The sequence below is a fragment of the Enterobacter sp. ENT02 genome (assembly GCF_019219165.1).
GTDB lineage: Bacteria > Pseudomonadota > Gammaproteobacteria > Enterobacterales > Enterobacteriaceae > Enterobacter > Enterobacter mori.
This window is the reverse complement of the sequence record NZ_JAHUWD010000001.1, coordinates 389,600-406,936: the sequence shown is the minus strand read 5'-3', so window position 1 is coordinate 406,936 and position 17,337 is coordinate 389,600. Positions and strand designations below refer to the sequence as shown.

Annotated in this window: 19 protein-coding genes, 1 pseudogene and 1 other annotated feature; of the genes and pseudogenes, 6 read left to right on the top strand and 14 right to left on the bottom strand. The window is 55.4% G+C overall.

Going from position 1 to position 17,337, the window contains the following annotated elements; genetic code table 11:
• Positions 1-214 precede the first annotated feature (214 nt).
• A complete protein-coding gene (gene tonB, locus KW829_RS01790) occupies positions 215-943 on the top strand; it encodes a TonB system transport protein TonB (protein WP_218307799.1) in 729 nt (242 codons plus the stop codon).
• A 36-nt stretch (positions 944-979) separates the two neighbouring features.
• On the opposite strand, the gene yciA is transcribed toward tonB, so the two are convergent.
• The 4 genes and pseudogenes from yciA to KW829_RS01770 form a co-directional block, all read right to left on the bottom strand.
• Positions 980-1,375 carry an acyl-CoA thioester hydrolase YciA gene (gene yciA, locus KW829_RS01785; protein WP_089600589.1) on the bottom strand — a complete coding sequence of 132 codons (396 nt, stop codon included), beginning with the start codon at positions 1,373-1,375 and terminating at the stop codon, positions 980-982.
• A 96-nt stretch (positions 1,376-1,471) separates the two neighbouring features.
• Positions 1,472-2,011, bottom strand: a complete 540-nt coding sequence (locus KW829_RS01780) for a septation protein A (protein WP_010433024.1) — start codon at positions 2,009-2,011, stop codon at positions 1,472-1,474.
• Between the two features lie 13 nt (positions 2,012-2,024).
• Positions 2,025-2,768 carry a YciC family protein gene (locus tag KW829_RS01775; protein WP_042719117.1) on the bottom strand — a complete coding sequence of 248 codons (744 nt, stop codon included), beginning with the start codon at positions 2,766-2,768 and terminating at the stop codon, positions 2,025-2,027.
• Positions 2,769-2,793: 25 nt separating this feature from the next.
• Positions 2,794-2,883: pseudogene (locus tag KW829_RS01770) on the bottom strand (YkgJ family cysteine cluster protein); the annotation flags it as partial.
• Between the two features lie 183 nt (positions 2,884-3,066).
• Here KW829_RS01770 and ompW point away from each other — a divergent pair.
• The gene (ompW, locus tag KW829_RS01765) at positions 3,067-3,699 is read left to right on the top strand and encodes an outer membrane protein OmpW (RefSeq protein ID WP_010433029.1); all 633 of its coding nucleotides are present in this window, start codon (positions 3,067-3,069) and stop codon (positions 3,697-3,699) included.
• 43 nt (positions 3,700-3,742) lie between these two features.
• Here ompW and yedF read toward each other — a convergent pair whose 3' ends face one another.
• The 8 genes from yedF to trpL all read right to left on the bottom strand — a co-directional run bounded on the left by yedF (position 3,743) and on the right by trpL (position 12,025).
• Positions 3,743-3,976, bottom strand: a complete 234-nt coding sequence (gene yedF, locus KW829_RS01760) for a sulfurtransferase-like selenium metabolism protein YedF (protein ID WP_003856774.1) — start codon at positions 3,974-3,976, stop codon at positions 3,743-3,745.
• Entirely contained in the window at positions 3,973-5,184 is a 1,212-nt protein-coding gene (yedE, locus tag KW829_RS01755; protein ID WP_218307480.1) for a selenium metabolism membrane protein YedE/FdhT, read from the bottom strand. Before yedE ends, yedF begins: the two co-directional genes overlap by 4 nt.
• A 169-nt stretch (positions 5,185-5,353) precedes the next feature.
• A complete protein-coding gene (gene trpA / locus KW829_RS01750) occupies positions 5,354-6,163 on the bottom strand; it encodes a tryptophan synthase subunit alpha (protein ID WP_042719119.1) in 810 nt (269 codons plus the stop codon).
• Positions 6,163-7,356 (bottom strand): tryptophan synthase subunit beta, encoded by a 1,194-nt coding sequence (gene trpB / locus KW829_RS01745; RefSeq protein WP_010431806.1) that lies wholly within the window; start codon positions 7,354-7,356, stop codon positions 6,163-6,165. The genes trpA and trpB overlap by 1 nt, the downstream gene beginning before the upstream one ends.
• Before the next feature lie 10 nt (positions 7,357-7,366).
• Positions 7,367-8,725 (bottom strand): bifunctional indole-3-glycerol-phosphate synthase TrpC/phosphoribosylanthranilate isomerase TrpF, encoded by a 1,359-nt coding sequence (gene trpCF / locus KW829_RS01740; RefSeq protein WP_218307479.1) that lies wholly within the window; start codon positions 8,723-8,725, stop codon positions 7,367-7,369.
• Positions 8,726-8,728: 3 nt separating this feature from the next.
• On the bottom strand, positions 8,729-10,324 hold the full coding sequence (gene trpD, locus KW829_RS01735; RefSeq protein WP_218307478.1) for a bifunctional anthranilate synthase glutamate amidotransferase component TrpG/anthranilate phosphoribosyltransferase TrpD: 1,596 nt from the start codon (positions 10,322-10,324) through the stop codon (positions 8,729-8,731).
• Positions 10,324-11,886 carry an anthranilate synthase component 1 gene (locus tag KW829_RS01730; protein ID WP_010431799.1) on the bottom strand — a complete coding sequence of 521 codons (1,563 nt, stop codon included), beginning with the start codon at positions 11,884-11,886 and terminating at the stop codon, positions 10,324-10,326. The genes trpD and KW829_RS01730 overlap by 1 nt, the downstream gene beginning before the upstream one ends.
• A 23-nt stretch (positions 11,887-11,909) precedes the next feature.
• Positions 11,910-12,004: a sequence feature (Trp leader region), on the bottom strand.
• Positions 11,981-12,025 (bottom strand): trp operon leader peptide, encoded by a 45-nt coding sequence (gene trpL, locus KW829_RS22985; protein ID WP_106993556.1) that lies wholly within the window; start codon positions 12,023-12,025, stop codon positions 11,981-11,983. It overlaps the preceding feature by 24 nt.
• A gap of 139 nt (positions 12,026-12,164) precedes the next feature.
• Between trpL and rnm the strand changes: the two genes are divergently transcribed.
• The 3 genes from rnm to rluB all read left to right on the top strand — a co-directional run bounded on the left by rnm (position 12,165) and on the right by rluB (position 14,635).
• Positions 12,165-13,046 carry an RNase AM gene (gene rnm / locus KW829_RS01720; protein ID WP_218307477.1) on the top strand — a complete coding sequence of 294 codons (882 nt, stop codon included), beginning with the start codon at positions 12,165-12,167 and terminating at the stop codon, positions 13,044-13,046.
• Positions 13,043-13,663, top strand: a complete 621-nt coding sequence (locus KW829_RS01715; RefSeq protein ID WP_003856793.1) for an L-threonylcarbamoyladenylate synthase — start codon at positions 13,043-13,045, stop codon at positions 13,661-13,663. The genes rnm and KW829_RS01715 overlap by 4 nt, the downstream gene beginning before the upstream one ends.
• A 96-nt stretch (positions 13,664-13,759) precedes the next feature.
• The gene (rluB, locus tag KW829_RS01710; RefSeq protein ID WP_008502809.1) at positions 13,760-14,635 is read left to right on the top strand and encodes a 23S rRNA pseudouridine(2605) synthase RluB; all 876 of its coding nucleotides are present in this window, start codon (positions 13,760-13,762) and stop codon (positions 14,633-14,635) included.
• 35 nt (positions 14,636-14,670) lie between these two features.
• Here the strand turns inward: rluB and cobO are convergent, their stop codons facing one another.
• Together cobO and KW829_RS01700 are read right to left on the bottom strand one after the other, a co-directional pair.
• A complete protein-coding gene (gene cobO, locus KW829_RS01705; RefSeq protein ID WP_010431775.1) occupies positions 14,671-15,261 on the bottom strand; it encodes a cob(I)yrinic acid a,c-diamide adenosyltransferase in 591 nt (196 codons plus the stop codon).
• On the bottom strand, positions 15,258-16,019 hold the full coding sequence (locus tag KW829_RS01700; protein WP_218307476.1) for a YciK family oxidoreductase: 762 nt from the start codon (positions 16,017-16,019) through the stop codon (positions 15,258-15,260). The genes cobO and KW829_RS01700 overlap by 4 nt, the downstream gene beginning before the upstream one ends.
• A gap of 252 nt (positions 16,020-16,271) precedes the next feature.
• On the opposite strand from KW829_RS01700, the gene sohB reads away from it, so the two are divergent.
• Positions 16,272-17,318 carry a protease SohB gene (sohB, locus tag KW829_RS01695; protein ID WP_218307475.1) on the top strand — a complete coding sequence of 349 codons (1,047 nt, stop codon included), beginning with the start codon at positions 16,272-16,274 and terminating at the stop codon, positions 17,316-17,318.
• The last annotated feature ends 19 nt before the right edge of the window (positions 17,319-17,337 follow it).

Genomic DNA, 17,337 nt, shown 5'->3' with positions numbered 1-17,337 from the left:
CTCCTTAACCATTAAAAGTGCCAGTTACGTTATGTGAAAGGGCAAATGACTGCAATGTAAAGATAAAAACAATGTTAAAACCCTGATCTAAATGCCCCTTTTTTCGCCGCTCTGGCGCTTTAATTGCGCTTAGACAAAGTGTCTTATTGAATATGATTGCTATTTGCATTTAAAATCAGGGTTCGGTTTTTTAACGTTGATGATTATGACTTCGATGACCCTTGATTTACCTCGCCGCTTTCCCTGGCCGACGCTGCTTTCTGTCGTGATTCACGGTGCCGTTGTGGCGGGTTTACTCTATACCTCGGTTCATCAGGTTATTGAAATGCCAGCGCCCGCGCAGCCAATTTCCGTGACCATGGTTTCGCCAGCGGATCTTGAGCCGCCGCAGGTTGCGCCTCCGCCGCCACAGCCGGTTGTGGAACCTGAACCTGAACCTGAACCCGAGCCTGTCCCGGAACCTCCGAAGGAAGCGCCGGTGGTGATCCACAAACCGGAGCCTAAGCCGAAACCTAAGCCGAAGCCAAAACCGGTGAAGAAAGTCGAAGAGCGTCCGAAACGCGAAGTACGCCCGGTCGAGACGCGTCCAGCGCCGCCGGTAGAGAATACTGCGCCTTCGCGTCCGGTGATGAACAACACTGCAACGACCACGAAGCCGACCGTTACAGCGCCTGCGGGGCCAAGGGCGCTCAGCCGCAACCAGCCTACCTATCCGGCGCGTGCTCAGGCGCTCCGTATTGAAGGGCGTGTACGGGTGAAGTTTGACGTGACCTCAGATGGCCGCGTTGATAATGTGCAAATCCTCTCTGCGCAGCCCTCAAATATGTTTGAGCGTGATGTAAAGGCAGCGATGCGTAAATGGCGCTATGAAGCTGGTAAGCCGGGCAGTGGATTGATAGTGAATATTGTTTTCCGCCTGAACGGCGGGGCGCAGATGGAATGAAAAAAGCCTCCGCAAGGAGGCTTTTTTGTCTGACAATCAGGTTTGAGGGAGCTGACGCGGTTTACCCGCGTTATCGACCGCCACATAAATAAACAGCGCTTCCGTGGCTTTGTAACGCTGTCCAATCGGTTCGGACGAGACCTTTTTCACCCATACTTCAATGTTGATGGAAATTGACGTGTTGCCGCGTTTCACGCAGCGCGCGTAACAGCACACCACATCCCCCACCGCGACCGGGCGCAGGAAGGTCATGCCGTCCACCCGGACAGTCACCACCCGCCCGTGCGCAATCTCTTTTGCTAAAATTGCCCCACCCATATCCATCTGCGACATTAGCCAGCCGCCGAAAATATCGCCATTGGCATTCGTGTCCGCGGGCATTGCCAGTGTGCGTAAAACCAGTTCGCCCTGAGGGGCGTCATTTGTTGTCATTGTTTTAAACTCGTAACTGAAGACTTCAGGCGGGATGCTACTATGATTTTTAACGGGAGAAAATAGCCCGGAACGCGCATGTTCCGGGCGTGAGGATCAGTGCTTGTCGTCCTGAGGCATGTGTCGATAGATATAAACACCGCTCAACAGCGTGAAGATAAGCGTCAACGCGGTCAGCCCGAAGACCTTAAAGTTGACCCAGATGTTCTGCGGTAGCCAGAAAGCAATGTAGATATTGGCGAGGCCACAGAGAATAAAGAACACCGCCCAGGCGACATTCAGACGGGACCACACCTCTTGCGGCAGCGTAAGCTCTTTGCCCAGCATGCGCTGGATCAACGGCTTTTTCATTACCCACTGGCTGATCAGCAACGCACCTGCAAACAGCGCGTAAATCACCGTGACCTTCCATTTGATGAATTCATCATTGTGGAAGAACAACGTCAGGCCACCAAATACAGCCACCATAATGAAGGTGATCAGCGCCATTTTTTCAACTTTGCGGTAACGCACCCAGCTGTATATCAGCACGATAGCGGTAGCAATAATCAGCGCTGTCGTTCCGGCATAAATGTCGTACAGCTTGTAAAACGCAAAAAAGACGACCAGCGGTAAAAAATCAAGAAACTGCTTCATTCTACGATCCCAATTACTGACGAATTAACATATACAGGCGGAACAAGTAGACCAGCAGAACTGCTGATATCAGGTTGCTCAGCGTATTAGCAACGACCGCACCAACGTTCGGCGTTAACACGGCAAAATTCGGTGCAAATAATAACAGTAGCGTTTTGGCAAGGAGCCAGCCGATCACAGCCGGTGCCACCAGACGCATGTTCGCCCACGCCAGTCTGATGCTGCTGCGCATCGCAGTAAAGATACCCATCTTATCCTGCACAATCATTACCGGCGCGAAAGAGAGCACGATAGCCAGTAACACACCCGGCACCACGACCAGCATAATCCCCATTTGTACCAGCAGCGTGGTTAAAAAGATGACGATGAACAGCTTAGGGAGCACAGGCGCGCTGGCGCCAATGGCGCGTAGGGCACTGACGCGATGACCCGCAGAAACGAGCTGAATCATCAGCAGCACGCCGCCCGCCAGAACAGCATTACCGATCAAACCTGAAAATGTCGATGCCGCGGACGCCCGCAGCAGGATTTGCTGTTGCTCCGGCGTCATGTTTTGCACCAGTTCAAATAACCCCACGCTACCGGCAAGATGGTCGCCCTGGCTCAGGCTGGCAATCTGTTCTTCACTCGGTGAGAACGCATGACCAAGCACCACCGTGATAAAGGCGCATAGCAACGCGATCAGTAAAAAGGTAATGAACTGATTGCGGAAAAAATTTCCCGTGTCACGGTAGACGGACTTCGCCGTGATAGACATGCACTCTCCTTGAGTATTGCAGGTGTTAATTAGCCGGCAATTGTACACCGGATAAGAGTGCCGTGGCAGCATCAAGGCTTGTATGGAAAAGCATATCTTTGTAAAGCGGCAGTAATTTTTCGCTCATCACTCAAAATTGATGTAGAACCCAACTGACGGGTTAAGTTTGATTATCAAAAATTAACCCAGATCAATGAATGTTAACTTACTGGTTTTAATGTGATCTGTGATAGATCACTTAATACTCTTTTGTGAGTATATTCTCATCCGCACTTAAAACCACAACGATGGAGCGGATATGAAAAAATTAGCGGTGGCAGCCCTTATCTTAAGCAGTCTCTCTGGTGGCGCGTATGCGCATGAAGCAGGCGAATTTTTTATTCGAGCCGGTTCGGCAACGGTTCGCCCAACTGAAGGTTCCGATAGCGTACTGGGAATGGGCGGCTTTAACGTCAGCAATAACACCCAGTTAGGTTTGACCTTTACCTATATGGCGACAGAAAACATCGGCGTTGAGCTTTTGGCTGCAACGCCGTTCCGTCACCGCGTTGGCCTTGGGCCGACCGGCGATATCGCCACGGTGCACCATCTGCCGCCGACGTTGATGGCGCAGTGGTACTTTGGTGATGCCAGCAGCAAGGTGCGCCCGTACATTGGCGCGGGTGTGAACTACACGACCTTCTTCGATGAGAAGTTTAACGATACAGGCAAAGAAGCCGGGCTTACCGATCTCAGCCTGAAAGACTCATGGGGTATGGCGGGGCAGGTAGGTCTTGATTATCTGATTAACCGTGACTGGTTAATCAACGCCTCAGTCTGGTACATGGACATTGATACTGACGTTCGTTTCAAAGCTGGTGGCCAGCAGCAAAGCATCAATACCCGTCTGGATCCGTGGGTATTTATGTTCTCAGCAGGCTATCGTTTCTAACGCGTGCTCTTCAATGCGCCCTGTTCAGGGCGCATGTCATCGATTATTTCTGAATCAAATAACGAATCGTTGGTCCATCCTGCTGAATATCCAGCACGGTATAGCCGTGGTTTTTGGCATCCAGCGGAATGTTATTGATCGACTGCGGGCAATCGCTCACCACTTCCAGAATTTCACCTTTCTTAAGCTGCGGCAGTGCCTCAAGCGTGGCGACAGCCGGGTAAGGACAAGGTTCGCCCACCATATCGAGGCGATAGTCAGGCACGATCTCTTTCATGCGGTATTCTCCTGCGTTGCAGTTTTGACGGTGGCTCGACGGAAGAAACGTTTCTCCTGTGCAATAACCAGTAAAAAGGCGAGCAGCAGCAGGGCATAGGTCACCAGGAGCCCACCGAGCGGGCCAAAGGTGTTCAGCAGATTAACCTTGTGCCAGTTCGTCGCCAGTACGGGTGACACGTCATCCCAGTAATAGGCCAGGAGGGTGGAGCCAATCACATTCCCGAGTCCCACCCACCAGTAATGCACCTGACCTTCGACGGCACGATACATCCAGCCGGTCTCACAGCCGCCCGCCAGCACAATGCCAAAGCCAAACAACAGCCCGCCGATGACCGCGTTAGGGCCAGCCCACATGATTTTCGGCTCGACGCCAAGCTGAACATAGCTGAAGATGCCGATCGCGCTCACGGCCATCCCGGCAATAATGGCTTTGGCCATCATGGTGCGTCCGGTGATCCACATGTCGCGAAACGCCGAGGTAAAGCAGATTTGCGCGCGCTCAATCAGCAAACCAAAGCCAACGCCGAACAGCATTGCCAGCCCCAGTTTTGGCTGATTCAGCGCAGTACACAGCGCCCAGGCGATCATGGCGAAAAAGACCAGCATACCCAGACGAAAACGGCGGCGGGCCTGAGTGGGTTTTTGCGTTAATGGCGATGCGGCGCTAACTTTGGTCATTTTTACCGGAATGCGGAAAAACGGCAGAAGCGTGAATTTTGCGCCTAAGTAAGAGCCAATTGCGGTTGCCACGGCAAAAAACCAGGCGTGCAGCGAAAACTGTGGGATCCCGGTGAAAAACGCCGCCAGATTACAGCCCATCGCCAGACGCGCGCCAAACCCTGCGATAATCCCACCGGCTACCGCCTGCAGGATGCGGATACGGCTTTTTGGCATGCGCAGCTTCACGTTGTTAGCCCACAACGCCGCCGCGAAGCAGCCGCCGAACATCCCGATGATCATCATCCCGTCAATGCGGGTGAGCGGAGTACCGTCCAGGTGGATGAGCTTAAAATAGCCCCACTCTTCAGCGTGGATGCCCGCCAGCTGCAGCAGCTGTCCGCCCCAGCGGGTAAATTCCCCGGTAACGGCCCAGAAGGTGCCGGTAATGCCAAAATAATAAGTAGAGAGAATACCTGCCGCGATAACGGCCGGTACAGGTGACCAGAACTTAACCAGGTAAGCCTGTTTGAAATGTTGCCATGACATGTGTAAGCCTCTGAACTCAGAAGGTATAAACAGAAAGAAACCGAATCATACGCTTACGGCAGGGTTTGAAAAGTTATTCGCACCGAGAATATCGACGCGATCAATTTTGACGTAACTCGACAGGGGTAAAAGGGGAACCGTCTGGCAGTCGCGCCAGACGGGGAGTGCATCATGCTTTGCGCGTTGCCGCTTTCATCTCGGTCACGAAGGTTTTGAGCTCGGCCAGCATCTGCTCTGGCTTATCCACGTTTTTCTCGATGATTTTTACGATGGCGGAACCGGAAATCGCCCCGGCGGCCTTCGCATCGATTGCTGCAGCAACCTGATCCGGGGATGAAATACCAAAGCCCTGCAGCGGAGGCGCGGCGTGGTATTCAGCCAGCTTCTCCACCAGATGATGCAGAGGCAACGCCGCTTTATTCTCGGCACCGGTCACGCCCGCGCGGGAGAGCAGGTAGGTATACCCGCGTCCGTAAGAAGCAATCTGGCGCAGCAGTTCGTCGTCTGCGTTAGGCGGGCAGATGAAAATCGGCGCAACGTTATGGCGCATCGCCGCCTGGCGGAATGGAGCAGACTCCTCAACCGGCACGTCTGCTACCAGCACGGAGTCGACGCCCACGCGTGCGCACTCGGCATAGAATTCATCAATACCGCGGTTAAAGACAAGGTTGGCGTACATCAGCAGGCCGATCGGAATGGTCGGGTGCTTCTGACGGATCGCTGCCAGCATCTCGAAACATTGGGTTGGTGTCACGCCGGAGGCAAAAGCGCGCAGCGTCGCGTTCTGGATGGTCGGGCCATCTGCCAGCGGGTCAGAGAACGGAATACCCAGCTCCAGCGCGTCGGCACCGGCTTCAATCAGGGTGTCGATAATCTTCAGTGACTGTTCCGGGCCCGGGTCGCCCAGGGTGACGAAGGGAACGAACGCGCCTTCCTGGCGGGACTTCAGCTCTGCAAATACGTTATCGTAGCGTTCCATCAGATTTCCCCTCGTGCTTTCAGAATATCGTGAACGGTGAAGATGTCTTTGTCACCGCGACCGGAAAGGTTCACCACCAGCAGCTGTTCTTTTTCCGGGTTCTCTTTAATCATTTTCAGCGCGTGCGCCAGGGCATGTGAAGACTCCAGCGCCGGGATGATCCCTTCGCTCCGGCACAATGTTTTAAAGGCTTCCAGCGCTTCGTCATCGGTAATGGAGACATAGTCCGCGCGGCCTGTGCTGTTCAGATACGCATGCTGTGGGCCAACGGACGGGAAGTCGAGGCCGGCAGAAATAGAGTAAGACTCTTCAATCTGGCCCTCATCGGTTTGCATCATCGGGGATTTCATCCCGAAGTAGATCCCTACGCGACCATGCTTCAGCGGCGCGCCGTGCTCACCGGATTCAATCCCGTGACCAGCAGGCTCGACGCCAATCAGACCGACGCTGGTGTCGTCAATGAAATCAGCAAACATGCCGATGGCGTTAGACCCGCCGCCAACGCAGGCGATCACCGCATCCGGCAGGCGACCCTCTTTCTCGAGGATTTGTGCTTTGGTCTCTTCACCGATCATACGCTGGAATTCGCGTACGATAGTCGGGAACGGGTGCGGACCTGCGGCTGTGCCGAGCATGTAGTGCGCGGTGTCGTAGCTGCCAGACCAGTCGCGCAGCGCTTCGTTACAGGCATCTTTCAGCGTGGCGGAACCGCTGTGTACCGGGATCACTTCTGCCCCCATCAGGCGCATACGGAAGACGTTCGGAGACTGACGCTCAACATCTTTCGCCCCCATATAGATTCGGCATTTCAGGCCGAGCAGGGCGCTGGCAAGTGCAGAGGCCACGCCGTGCTGACCTGCGCCGGTTTCAGCGATGATTTCGGTTTTGCCCATACGCTTCGCGAGCAGCGCCTGGCCCAGCACCTGGTTAGTTTTATGCGCACCGCCGTGCAGCAGATCTTCACGCTTCAGATAAAGCGTGGTTTTGGTGCCTTCCGTCAGGTTGCGGCATTTGGTCAGCGCGGTCGGACGACCGGCGTAATTCTTCAGCAGGTCGGTAAATTCCGCCTGAAACGCCGGATCCTTCTGCGCGCTGACAAAGGCTTCTTCCAGCTGGCGCAGCGCGGGCATCAGGATTTGCGGGACGTACATCCCGCCGAACTCACCAAAATACGGGTTTAGTAATGTCGTCATCTTCTCTTCCTTAATATGCACGCAGAGTTTTAAAAACCGAGGCCAGTTTGTTGGCATCTTTAATACCCGGTTGGGACTCTACGCCTGAATTGAAATCGAGGCCTGCGCAGCCGGTTTTGGCGGCTTCTACGCAGTTATCCGGGCTTAATCCGCCCGCCAGCAGGACGTTGTCCAGCTTTTCGCCGCTCAGCAGTGACCAGTCAAAACGCTGGCCGGTGCCGCCCTGGCCGTTATCGAGCACGTATTTATCCACATGGTTAAGGTTACGTGCGGGCAGGGTCTCGCCGACGCTTTGCGCTTTCCAAATCTGAACCTGAGGCGCCAGTGCGGCGTGCAGGGCATCGATATACGCCTGATCTTCGCTGCCGTGAAGCTGCACCGCGCTCAGGGATAACGCCTCGGCTTTTGCCGCAACGTCTTCAATATCTGCATTGCGGAAAACGCCCACGTAGCTGAGCGGAGCCGCTGCAATGATCTTACGCGCCTGCTCTTCGCTGACCGCGCGAGGGGACGAATCAACAAAGATCAGCCCGCCATAAATCGCCCCGGCTTCGTACGCGGCCTGGGCATCCTGTTCGCGGGTTAAGCCGCAGACTTTGTTTTCACCCAGCAGCACGCGACGCACAGCCGCGTTGAGATCGTCATGCTCCATCATGGCGGAGCCAATCAGGAAACCGTTGGCGAAGTGGCTCAGCTCGCGCACCTGGGCGTAGCTGTTAATGCCGGATTCGCTGATAACCGTGACGCCAGATCCGAGACGCGGTGCCAGCTGGCGCGTGCGGTTCAGGTCAATGGACAGGTCGCGCAGATCGCGGTTGTTAATGCCGACCACTTTGGCTTCCAGCGCTATGGCGCGCTCAAGCTCTTCTTCGTTGCTCACTTCGGTCAGCACGCCCATGTTCAGGCTGTGCGCGACGGCGGAGAGTTGGCGATACTGCTCGTCGTCGAGCACCGAGAGCATCAGCAGGCAGGCATCGGCCTGGTAGAAACGCGCCAGCCAGATCTGATACGGATCGATAATAAAGTCTTTGCACAGGATCGGCTGCGGCGCGATGCCGCTGACGATCGGCAGAAAATCGAAGCTGCCCTGGAAATATTTTTCATCCGTCAGCACGGAGATGGCGGACGCATGATGCTTATAAATACCGGCAATACGCGCCGGGTCAAAATCGTCACGAATAACGCCTTTCGACGGGGACGCTTTTTTGCACTCAAGAATAAACGCGGTGCGCGCACCCTGCAGGGCATCATAGAAACGTCGTTGGCTTGGTACGACGTCATTCTGGAAGCTGGCAAGCGGCTGCTGTTGCTTGCGGGCTTCTACCCAGATGGCCTTATCGGCAACGATTTTCGCTAAAACGGTTTGCATTCTTTACCCTCTTGCCGCAAGTGCGGTAACGCGATCGTAAGCTGCACCGGAGCGCAGTACATCCAAAACTTTTTGAACGTTGGCCTTCAGGTCTTCCTCACCGTACAAACGCATCAGCATAGCGACGTTGGCAGCCACGGCGGCCTCGTGGGCAACCTCTCCTTTACCTTGTAATAAGCGCGTGAGAATGTCACGGTTTTCTTCCGGCGTACCGCCTGCCAGCGCTTCCTGGCGATACGGCGCTAAGCCGAAGTCAGCAGCCTCAAGCTGGTAACTCATAATTTCACCGTTGTTCAGTTCGGCAACCAGCGTCGGGGCATGCAGCGATACTTCATCCATACCGCCGCTGTGTACCACGGCGGCACGTTTGTAGCCCAGCACGCGCAGTGTTTCAGCAATCGGCAGAACCAGTTCCGGGCTATAAACGCCAATCAGCGCCAGCGGTGGATGGGCCGGGTTGATCAGCGGGCCGAGCACGTTAAACAGCGTGCGAGTTTTAAGCTGCTGTCGCACTGGCATCGCGTGGCGGAAACCGGTGTGATACTTCGGTGCAAACAGGAAGCAGACGCCCAGGTCATCCAGCGCTTCACGGGAACGCTCGGCGTTCATATCGAGATTAATACCGAATGCGGCGAGCAAATCAGACGAGCCTGACCGGCTGGAAACGCTTCGGTTACCGTGTTTCGCGACCTTCAAACCACACGCTGCCGCCACGAATGCGCTGGCGGTGGAGATATTGATGCTGTTACTGCCGTCACCGCCGGTGCCGACAATATCGGCAAACTGATAGTCCGGGCGCGGGAACGGGGCGGCATTTTCCAGCAGGGCCGTGGCGGCACCGGCGATCTCCTGCGGGCTTTCGCCGCGCACTTTCATGCTCACCAGCGCAGCCGCCAGTTGTTCAGGCTTCAGCTCGCCGCGAACCACGGCGGAGAAGAGCTGGTGGCTCTCCTGCTGGCTCAGGGTCTGCGCCTGATACAGTTTTTCCAGAATCGGCTGCAGGGTGTTGGTCTGCTCCAGCTTCTGTAACGCCCAGTCGAGCGTCTGTTCCAGCAGACGCGCGCCGTTGGAGGTCAGGATCGATTCCGGGTGGAACTGCATACCGCAGACGCGATCCGCATCATGACGCACCGCCATCACCATGCCTTCAAACGAGGCATTAATGGTCAGCCCCGCAGGAATATTGCTGCCCACCAGCGAGTGGTAGCGCGCAACCGGGAGCGGATTCGGCAGCCCGGCAAACATTGCCTGGCCGTCATGTTCAATACTGGAGGCTTTGCCGTGCAGGATCTCACCCGCCTGGCCAACGTAGCCGCCGTAGGCTTCAACAATCGCCTGATGTCCCAGACAGATGCCGACGATCGGCAGCTTGCCGCGCATACGGGTCAGCAGCTCCGGCATACAGCCCGCTTCGCTCGGTGCGCCAGGCCCCGGGGAGAGCATCAGCACCGGGTTTTGCATGGTTGCCAGACGGTCAATCAGGGTCTGCGCCGGTACGTGGTTGCGGTAGATAACGACGTTGTGACCATTAGCACGCAGCTGATCTGCCAGGTTATAGGTAAAAGAGTCGATATTATCGAGCAGCAGAATGTCAGCCATCAGAAAATCTCCTGTGCGTGGTGTGCAGTCGCAATGGCGCGAAGGACCGCACGCGCTTTACTGCGCGTTTCGTCAGCTTCAGACTGCGGAACAGAATCAAGAACAATCCCGGCACCCGCCTGGACGGTGGCAATACCGTCTTCAACATAAGCGGAGCGGATAACAATGCAGGTGTCGAGGTCACCGTGAGCCGTGAAGTAGCCCACCGCGCCGCCGTAGCTGCCGCGTCGGCGTCCTTCGGCGGCGGCAATCAACTGCATGGCGCGCACTTTCGGCGCACCGCTCAGGGTGCCCATGTTCATGCAGGCGCGGTAGGCGTGCAGAACGTCAAGGTCGTGGCGCAACTCACCCACCACGCGGGAGACCAGGTGCATGACGAACGAATAGCGGTCAACTTTGGTCAGATCCGCCACGTAGCGGCTACCAGGGGTACAAATGCGAGCCAGATCGTTACGCGCAAGGTCAACCAGCATCAGGTGCTCTGACAACTCTTTATGGTCAGTCCGCATTTCGAGTTCGATACGGCTGTCCAAATCGCGATCCAGCGAGCCGTCGGCGCGGCGTCCACGTGGACGAGTACCGGCAATCGGGTAGATCTCAATCTGACGGCTGGTGGCGTCGTACTTCAGCGAGCTTTCCGGGGATGCGCCGAACAGCGTGAAATCATTGTCCTGCATGAAGAACATGTACGGGCTTGGATTGCTCTTTTTCAGCACGTCGTAGGCTGCGAGCGGCGACGGACAGGGCAGTGAGAAGCGGCGTGAAGGCACCACCTGGAAAATTTCCCCGGCGCGAATCGCTTTTTGCATCTGGCGAACCACGGCGCCGTACTGATCGTCGGTCTGGTTAACGTCGCACGTCATTTTCTCCACCCGCTGCACAGGCAGCGCCGGTGGCTCTTCCGTCATCTGCTGCTGAAGCTGAGCGATGCGGTGCTCAAGACGATTTTTCTCAGCGGTCGATGGAGTGAACAGGCTAGCCTGAATGCGGGTGTACTTTTTCTGATGGTCGATCACCAGCAGGGTTTCAGCCAGATAGAAGCAGTAATCCGGGCAGCGGTTACCCTGTTCCGTTTCCGGCAAATCTTCGAAACCGGCAACCAGGTCGTAAGCAAACAGCCCGCCAAAGAACATCGCTTCCCGTTCCTCTGCCGGCACGGTGACAAGATTCTGCAGCAGGCGGAAGGCATCGAAAACGGAAAGAGAGCAGAGCCGCGCGTCTTCGTCCAGCAGCTGGCTGACCGCCGGGAAATGCAGAATGCGCATGTCCGGATGGCGCTCGTTTTCTATGCCAGAAGGCAGTGCGGCGTCCAGCAGTGGCAGCAGCGATGCACCATTCTCTGATAACGCCTTGATAGTGACAGTGTCACCTAAAGCGGTAATTCGCAGCGCACTGTCGACCAGCAGCAGGCTTTTGAGATCGTCTTTACTGTCGATATCCGCAGATTCCAGCAGTAGGGTAGCCGGACGCGCTCCGCAAACCTGATGAAACAGTGCGGTGGGGTTGTGACGATAGGCCGCCTCGCAGGTCAGCAGTTCGAGGTGTGGTTTGGCTGTTTGCATTATATTGTTCTCATTTTCTGTTCAAAAAAAAGCCCGCTGGGTAGCGGGCTGGGTATCTGTTTGCATTTCGCAGACGCGTGACACTGCCCGAAGATCAGGAAGTGCGCCACCAACCGTGCAAAGTGAAATGTGCTGTCATTTTCAGATACCTTTCTCGTGTGAACTTGCGTACTAGTTAACTGGTTCGGTGGCTGGTTGTCAACCCTTGATTTCAGAATTTCGCGTTAAGTCGGTATCATGGTGTTTTCGGATGTCTCCAACCTGTTATGGGAAGTGCTTTGAGCGATACCACCTACGCCATTATTTATGATTTACACAGCCATACTCAGGCCTCTGATGGCCTTCTGACGCCCGAAGCCCTGGTTCATCGTGCCGTTGAAATGCGTGTCGGCACGCTGGCGATAACCGATCACGATACGACAGATGCCATTCCGGCGGGGCGCGCTGAGATCGCCCGCAGCGGGCTGGCGCTGAACCTGATCGCCGGCGTTGAGATCTCGACCGTCTGGGAAAACCATGAAATTCATATTGTTGGCCTCAACATTGATATAGACCATCCGGCAATGTGTGCGTTTTTGCAAGAACAAAAAACACGCCGCAACCAGCGTGCAGAGATGATTGGCGAACGTCTGGAGAAGGCCCACATTCCTGGCGCACTCGAAGGGGCGCAAAAGCTGGCGAACGGTGGGGCCGTGACGCGCGGTCATTTCGCCCGTTTTCTGGTTGAGGCAGGTAAAGCGACGACCATGGCGGACGTCTTTAAACGGTATCTGGCGCGCGGGAAAACCGGATACGTTCCGCCACAGTGGTGTACAATAAAACAAGCTATTGATGTGATTCATCATTCTGGCGGTAAGGCTGTGCTGGCCCATCCGGGACGGTATAATCTTTCTGCTAAATGGCTGAAAAGACTGCTGGCACACTTTGCCGAATGCGGTGGCGAGGCAATGGAAGTTGCCCAGTGTCAGCAGGCACCCAATGAGCGTGCACAGCTTGCCACCTATGCTCGTCAGTTCGGCCTGCTTGGGTCACAGGGTTCTGATTTCCATCAGCCCTGTGCCTGGATCGAACTGGGGCGCAAGCTCTGGCTACCCGCAGGCGTTGAGCCGGTCTGGCAGCTCTGGGAACAGCCGCAGCAAATCGAAGAGAGGGAAGTATGAGTCAGTTTTTCTATATCCATCCTGATAACCCGCAGCCACGTCTGATTAACCAGGCCGTGGAGATCGTCCGCAAAGGCGGCGTCATTGTCTACCCGACCGATTCAGGCTACGCGCTGGGCTGCAAAATTGAAGATAAAGGGGCGATGGAGCGTATTTGCCGTATTCGCCAGTTGCCGGACGGTCATAATTTTACCCTCATGTGCCGCGATCTCTCTGAGCTGTCGACCTACGCGTATGTTGATAACGTGGCGTTTCGCCTGATCAAGAACAACACGCCGGGTAACTACACCTTCATTCTGAAGGGCACGAAGGAAGTACCGCGTCGTCTGCTGCAGGAAAAACGCAAAACCATCGGGATGCGCGTGCCATCGAATCCGATTGCGCAGGCGCTGCTGGAAACACTCGGCGAACCGATGCTCTCCACCTCGCTGATGCTGCCGGGAAGTGAGTTTACTGAGTCCGACCCGGAAGAGATCAAAGATCGTCTGGAGAAGGTGGTTGAGCTGATTATTCACGGTGGCTATCTTGGCCAGCAGCCGACCACCGTGGTCGACTTAACCGAAGATGCGCCGGAAGTGATTCGTGAAGGCGTGGGTGATGTTAAGCCTTTCTTGTAAAGGTGTAAGCAGATATACTACGCGGCCATCAAAGCAGGGCCCGACCCTCTTTTGACCTGATTCGACGCCTGTGAAGGCGACACCTGAGGAAGCTCAATGAGCGAGAAGTTACAGAAAGTGCTGGCGCGTGCTGGCCACGGTTCGCGCCGTGAAATCGAAGCCATTATTGAAGCGGGTCGCGTGAGTGTGGACGGTAAAATCGCCACGCTGGGTGACCGCGTAGAAATCGTCCCGGGGCTGAAGATCCGCATCGACGGTCACCTTATCTCCGTGAAAGAGTCCGCCGAACAGATCTGCCGCGTGCTGGCTTACTACAAGCCGGAAGGCGAGCTGTGTACCCGCAACGACCCGGAAGGTCGCCCGACGGTGTTCGACCGTCTGCCTAAGCTGCGTGGCGCTCGCTGGATCGCCGTAGGCCGTCTGGACGTGAACACCTGCGGCCTGCTGCTGTTTACCACCGATGGTGAACTGGCAAACCGTCTGATGCACCCAAGCCGCGAAGTGGAACGGGAATACGCGGTGCGCGTCTTCGGCCAGGTTGACGAAAATAAACTGCGCGACTTGTCGCGTGGCGTTCAACTGGAAGACGGCCCTGCGGCGTTCAAAACCATCAAGTTTACCGGTGGGGAAGGCATTAACCAGTGGTACAACGTGACCCTGACCGAAGGCCGTAACCGCGAGGTGCGTCGTCTCTGGGAAGCGGTAGGCGTCCAGGTGAGCCGTCTGATCCGTGTCCGTTACGGTGACATTCTGCTGCCTAAAGGACTGCCACGCGGTGGGTATACCGAACTGGATCTGACTCAAACCAACTACCTGCGCGAGCTGGTCGGTCTGACCCCGGAAACCACCTCTAAAGTGGCGGTTGAAAAAGATCGTCGTCGCATGAAGGCGAATCAGATCCGCCGTGCTGTGAAGCGTCACAGCCAGGTCAGCAGCAATCGTCGCTCTGGCAGCCGGAATAACAACGGTTAATCTAAAAGCCCGGTGAACGCACCGGGCTTTTTTCTTTAGTAATCAATCCCAATTTGCGCTTTGATACCTGCATCAAACGCATGCTTGACCGGACGCAGTTCGCTGACGGTATCTGCCAGCTCAATAATATCCCGATGACACCCGCGTCCCGTGATGATAACCGTCTGGTGCGCAGGGCGGTTCTTCAGTGCATCCAGCAGGGCGTTCAGCGGCAGATAGTCGTAGGCGACCATGTAGGTTATCTCATCCAGCAGAACCATATTCAGCGAGGGATCGGCCAGCATTCGCGTTGCATGCTCCCATACGGCGAGGCATGCGGCTGTATCGGTTTCCCGGTTCTGCGTGTCCCAGGTAAATCCGGTGGCCATCACCTGAAATTCAACACCGTGAGTCTCAAGTAAATTGCGCTCGCCATTGGGCCATTCGCCTTTGATAAACTGGATCACGCCCACTTTCTGCCCGTGTCCGACGGCACGCGTCGCCGTGCCAAACGCGGCGGTGGTTTTCCCTTTACCGTTGCCGGTAAATACGATGAGGATCCCACGCTCGTCCTGGGCTGCGGCAACGCGTGCATCAACCTGTTCTTTCAGACGCTGCTGGCGCTGCTGATGGCGTTCATCACTCATTGCGAAATCCCCGGTTTGCGGTTGGGTTGGGCATCAAAAGTCATCCCGGTTTTACGGCGACTGTCATCACCCATCAGCCAGAGATAGAGCGGCATAATGTCTGCCGGCATTTTCAGCTTTTGCGGATCTTCCGTAGGGAAAGCGCTGGCGCGCATTTTTGTCCGCGTTCCGCCAGGGTTAATGCAGTTTACGCGCAGATGACGGTTTTGATACTCCTCCGCCAGCACCTGCATCATGCCTTCGGTCGCAAATTTCGAGACGGCATAAGCCCCCCAGTTGGCGCGTCCCTCACGGCCTACGCTGGAAGAGGTGAAGACCAGCGAACCAGACTCAGAATTGAGCAATAAAGGAAGCAAAGCCTGGGTGAGGAAAAAGGTTCCATTAATGTTTACCTGCATTACCTGCTGCCAAATCTCAGGATCTTGTTCATCCATTGGGCGTACTTCGCCCAATAAGCCTGCGTTGTGCAACACGCCGTCCAGACGGGGATAATGAGTGCTGATACGCTGGGCAAGTTCCTGACAGCTAGTGGGCGTGCAGGTAAGTAAATCGAGGGTGTACCAGGACGCAGCGATGCCGCCAGCAGATTCAATCTCCTGAGCGACTCTCCTGAGTTTTTCTTCATTACGACCCGTCAGGATGACGCTGGCACCATATTCAGCGTACGTCAGGGCGGCTTCACGACCAATGCCGTCGCTGGCACCAGTGACAAGTATGATCCGGTTCTGGAGCAGATTTTTTTGCGGTTGATAATGCACGGTGACTCCTCTGGCGCACTGGAGCTTGATGGCGCCTTCTTTTATGACTTTTCGGCTTTATGCCCGAATTAGCCTAATAATTCAATCAGTCTACAGGACGGATTACTGTAAAATTAACAATTTGCAAATATTTAAACTCCAGACCGGGGATTCCTGAAGGCGGCTCGCAGAGGTAATGTCACGAGCGAGACGCATGGGCAGGGCTGTTGTACACTGCCGTGAAAGATTCGTGGTTAAATCAAGGTGGAACGCGTGGAATTACTTTCTCAATATGGGTTGTTTTTGGCCAAAATCGCGACGGTGGTGATTGCCATTGCGGTGGTTGCCGTTCTGATCGTCAACCTGACGCAGCGCAAGCGTCAGCGTGGGGAGTTACGCATCACTCGCCTGAGCGAGCAGTATAAAGAAATGCAGGAAGAGATGTCTCTGGCGCTGCTTGATAGCCATCAACAGAAACTCTGGCTTAAAGCGCAGAAGAAAAAGCATAAACAGGAAGCCAAAGCGGCTAAGGCAAAAGCGAAGCTTGCCGCGCCGCAGGATGAGGCAAAACCTCGCGTCTATGTGCTCGATTTTAAAGGCAGCATGGATGCGCATGAAGTCTCCTCCCTGCGCGAAGAAGTGACGGCAGTATTAGCGGTAGCGAAACCACAGGATCAGGTGGTGGTCCGTCTTGAGAGTCCTGGCGGGGTGGTCCACGGTTACGGACTGGCGGCTTCGCAGCTGCAGCGCCTGCGTGAAAAACAGATCCCGCTGACCGTAGCCGTGGACAAAGTGGCCGCAAGCGGGGGATATATGATGGCCTGCGTGGCGGACAAAATTGTCGCGGCGCCGTTCTCTATCATTGGCTCAATTGGCGTGGTCGCGCAGATCCCGAACTTTAACCGCTTCCTGAAAAATAAAGAGATTGATATCGAACTTCACACCGCGGGGCAGTATAAACGTACCCTGACGCTGCTGGGAGAGAACACGGAAGAAGGGCGTCAAAAATTCCGCGAAGACCTGAACGAAACCCACCACTTGTTTAAAGATTTTGTGCACCGTATGCGCCCCTCGCTTGATATCGAACATGTCGCAACCGGTGAACACTGGTATGGCACGCAGGCCCAGGATAAAGGGCTGGTGGACGAGGTGGGGACCAGTGACGATCTGCTCCTGAACCTGATGGAAGGGCGCGAACTGGTTGGCGTGCGCTTCACACAGCGTAAGCGTCTGCTGGACCGCTTTACCAATAGTGCCGCAGAAAGTGCAGATCGCTTGCTGCTACGCTGGCTACAGCGCGGTCAAAAACCGCTGCTGTAAACAAAAACGCGAGGCAGTT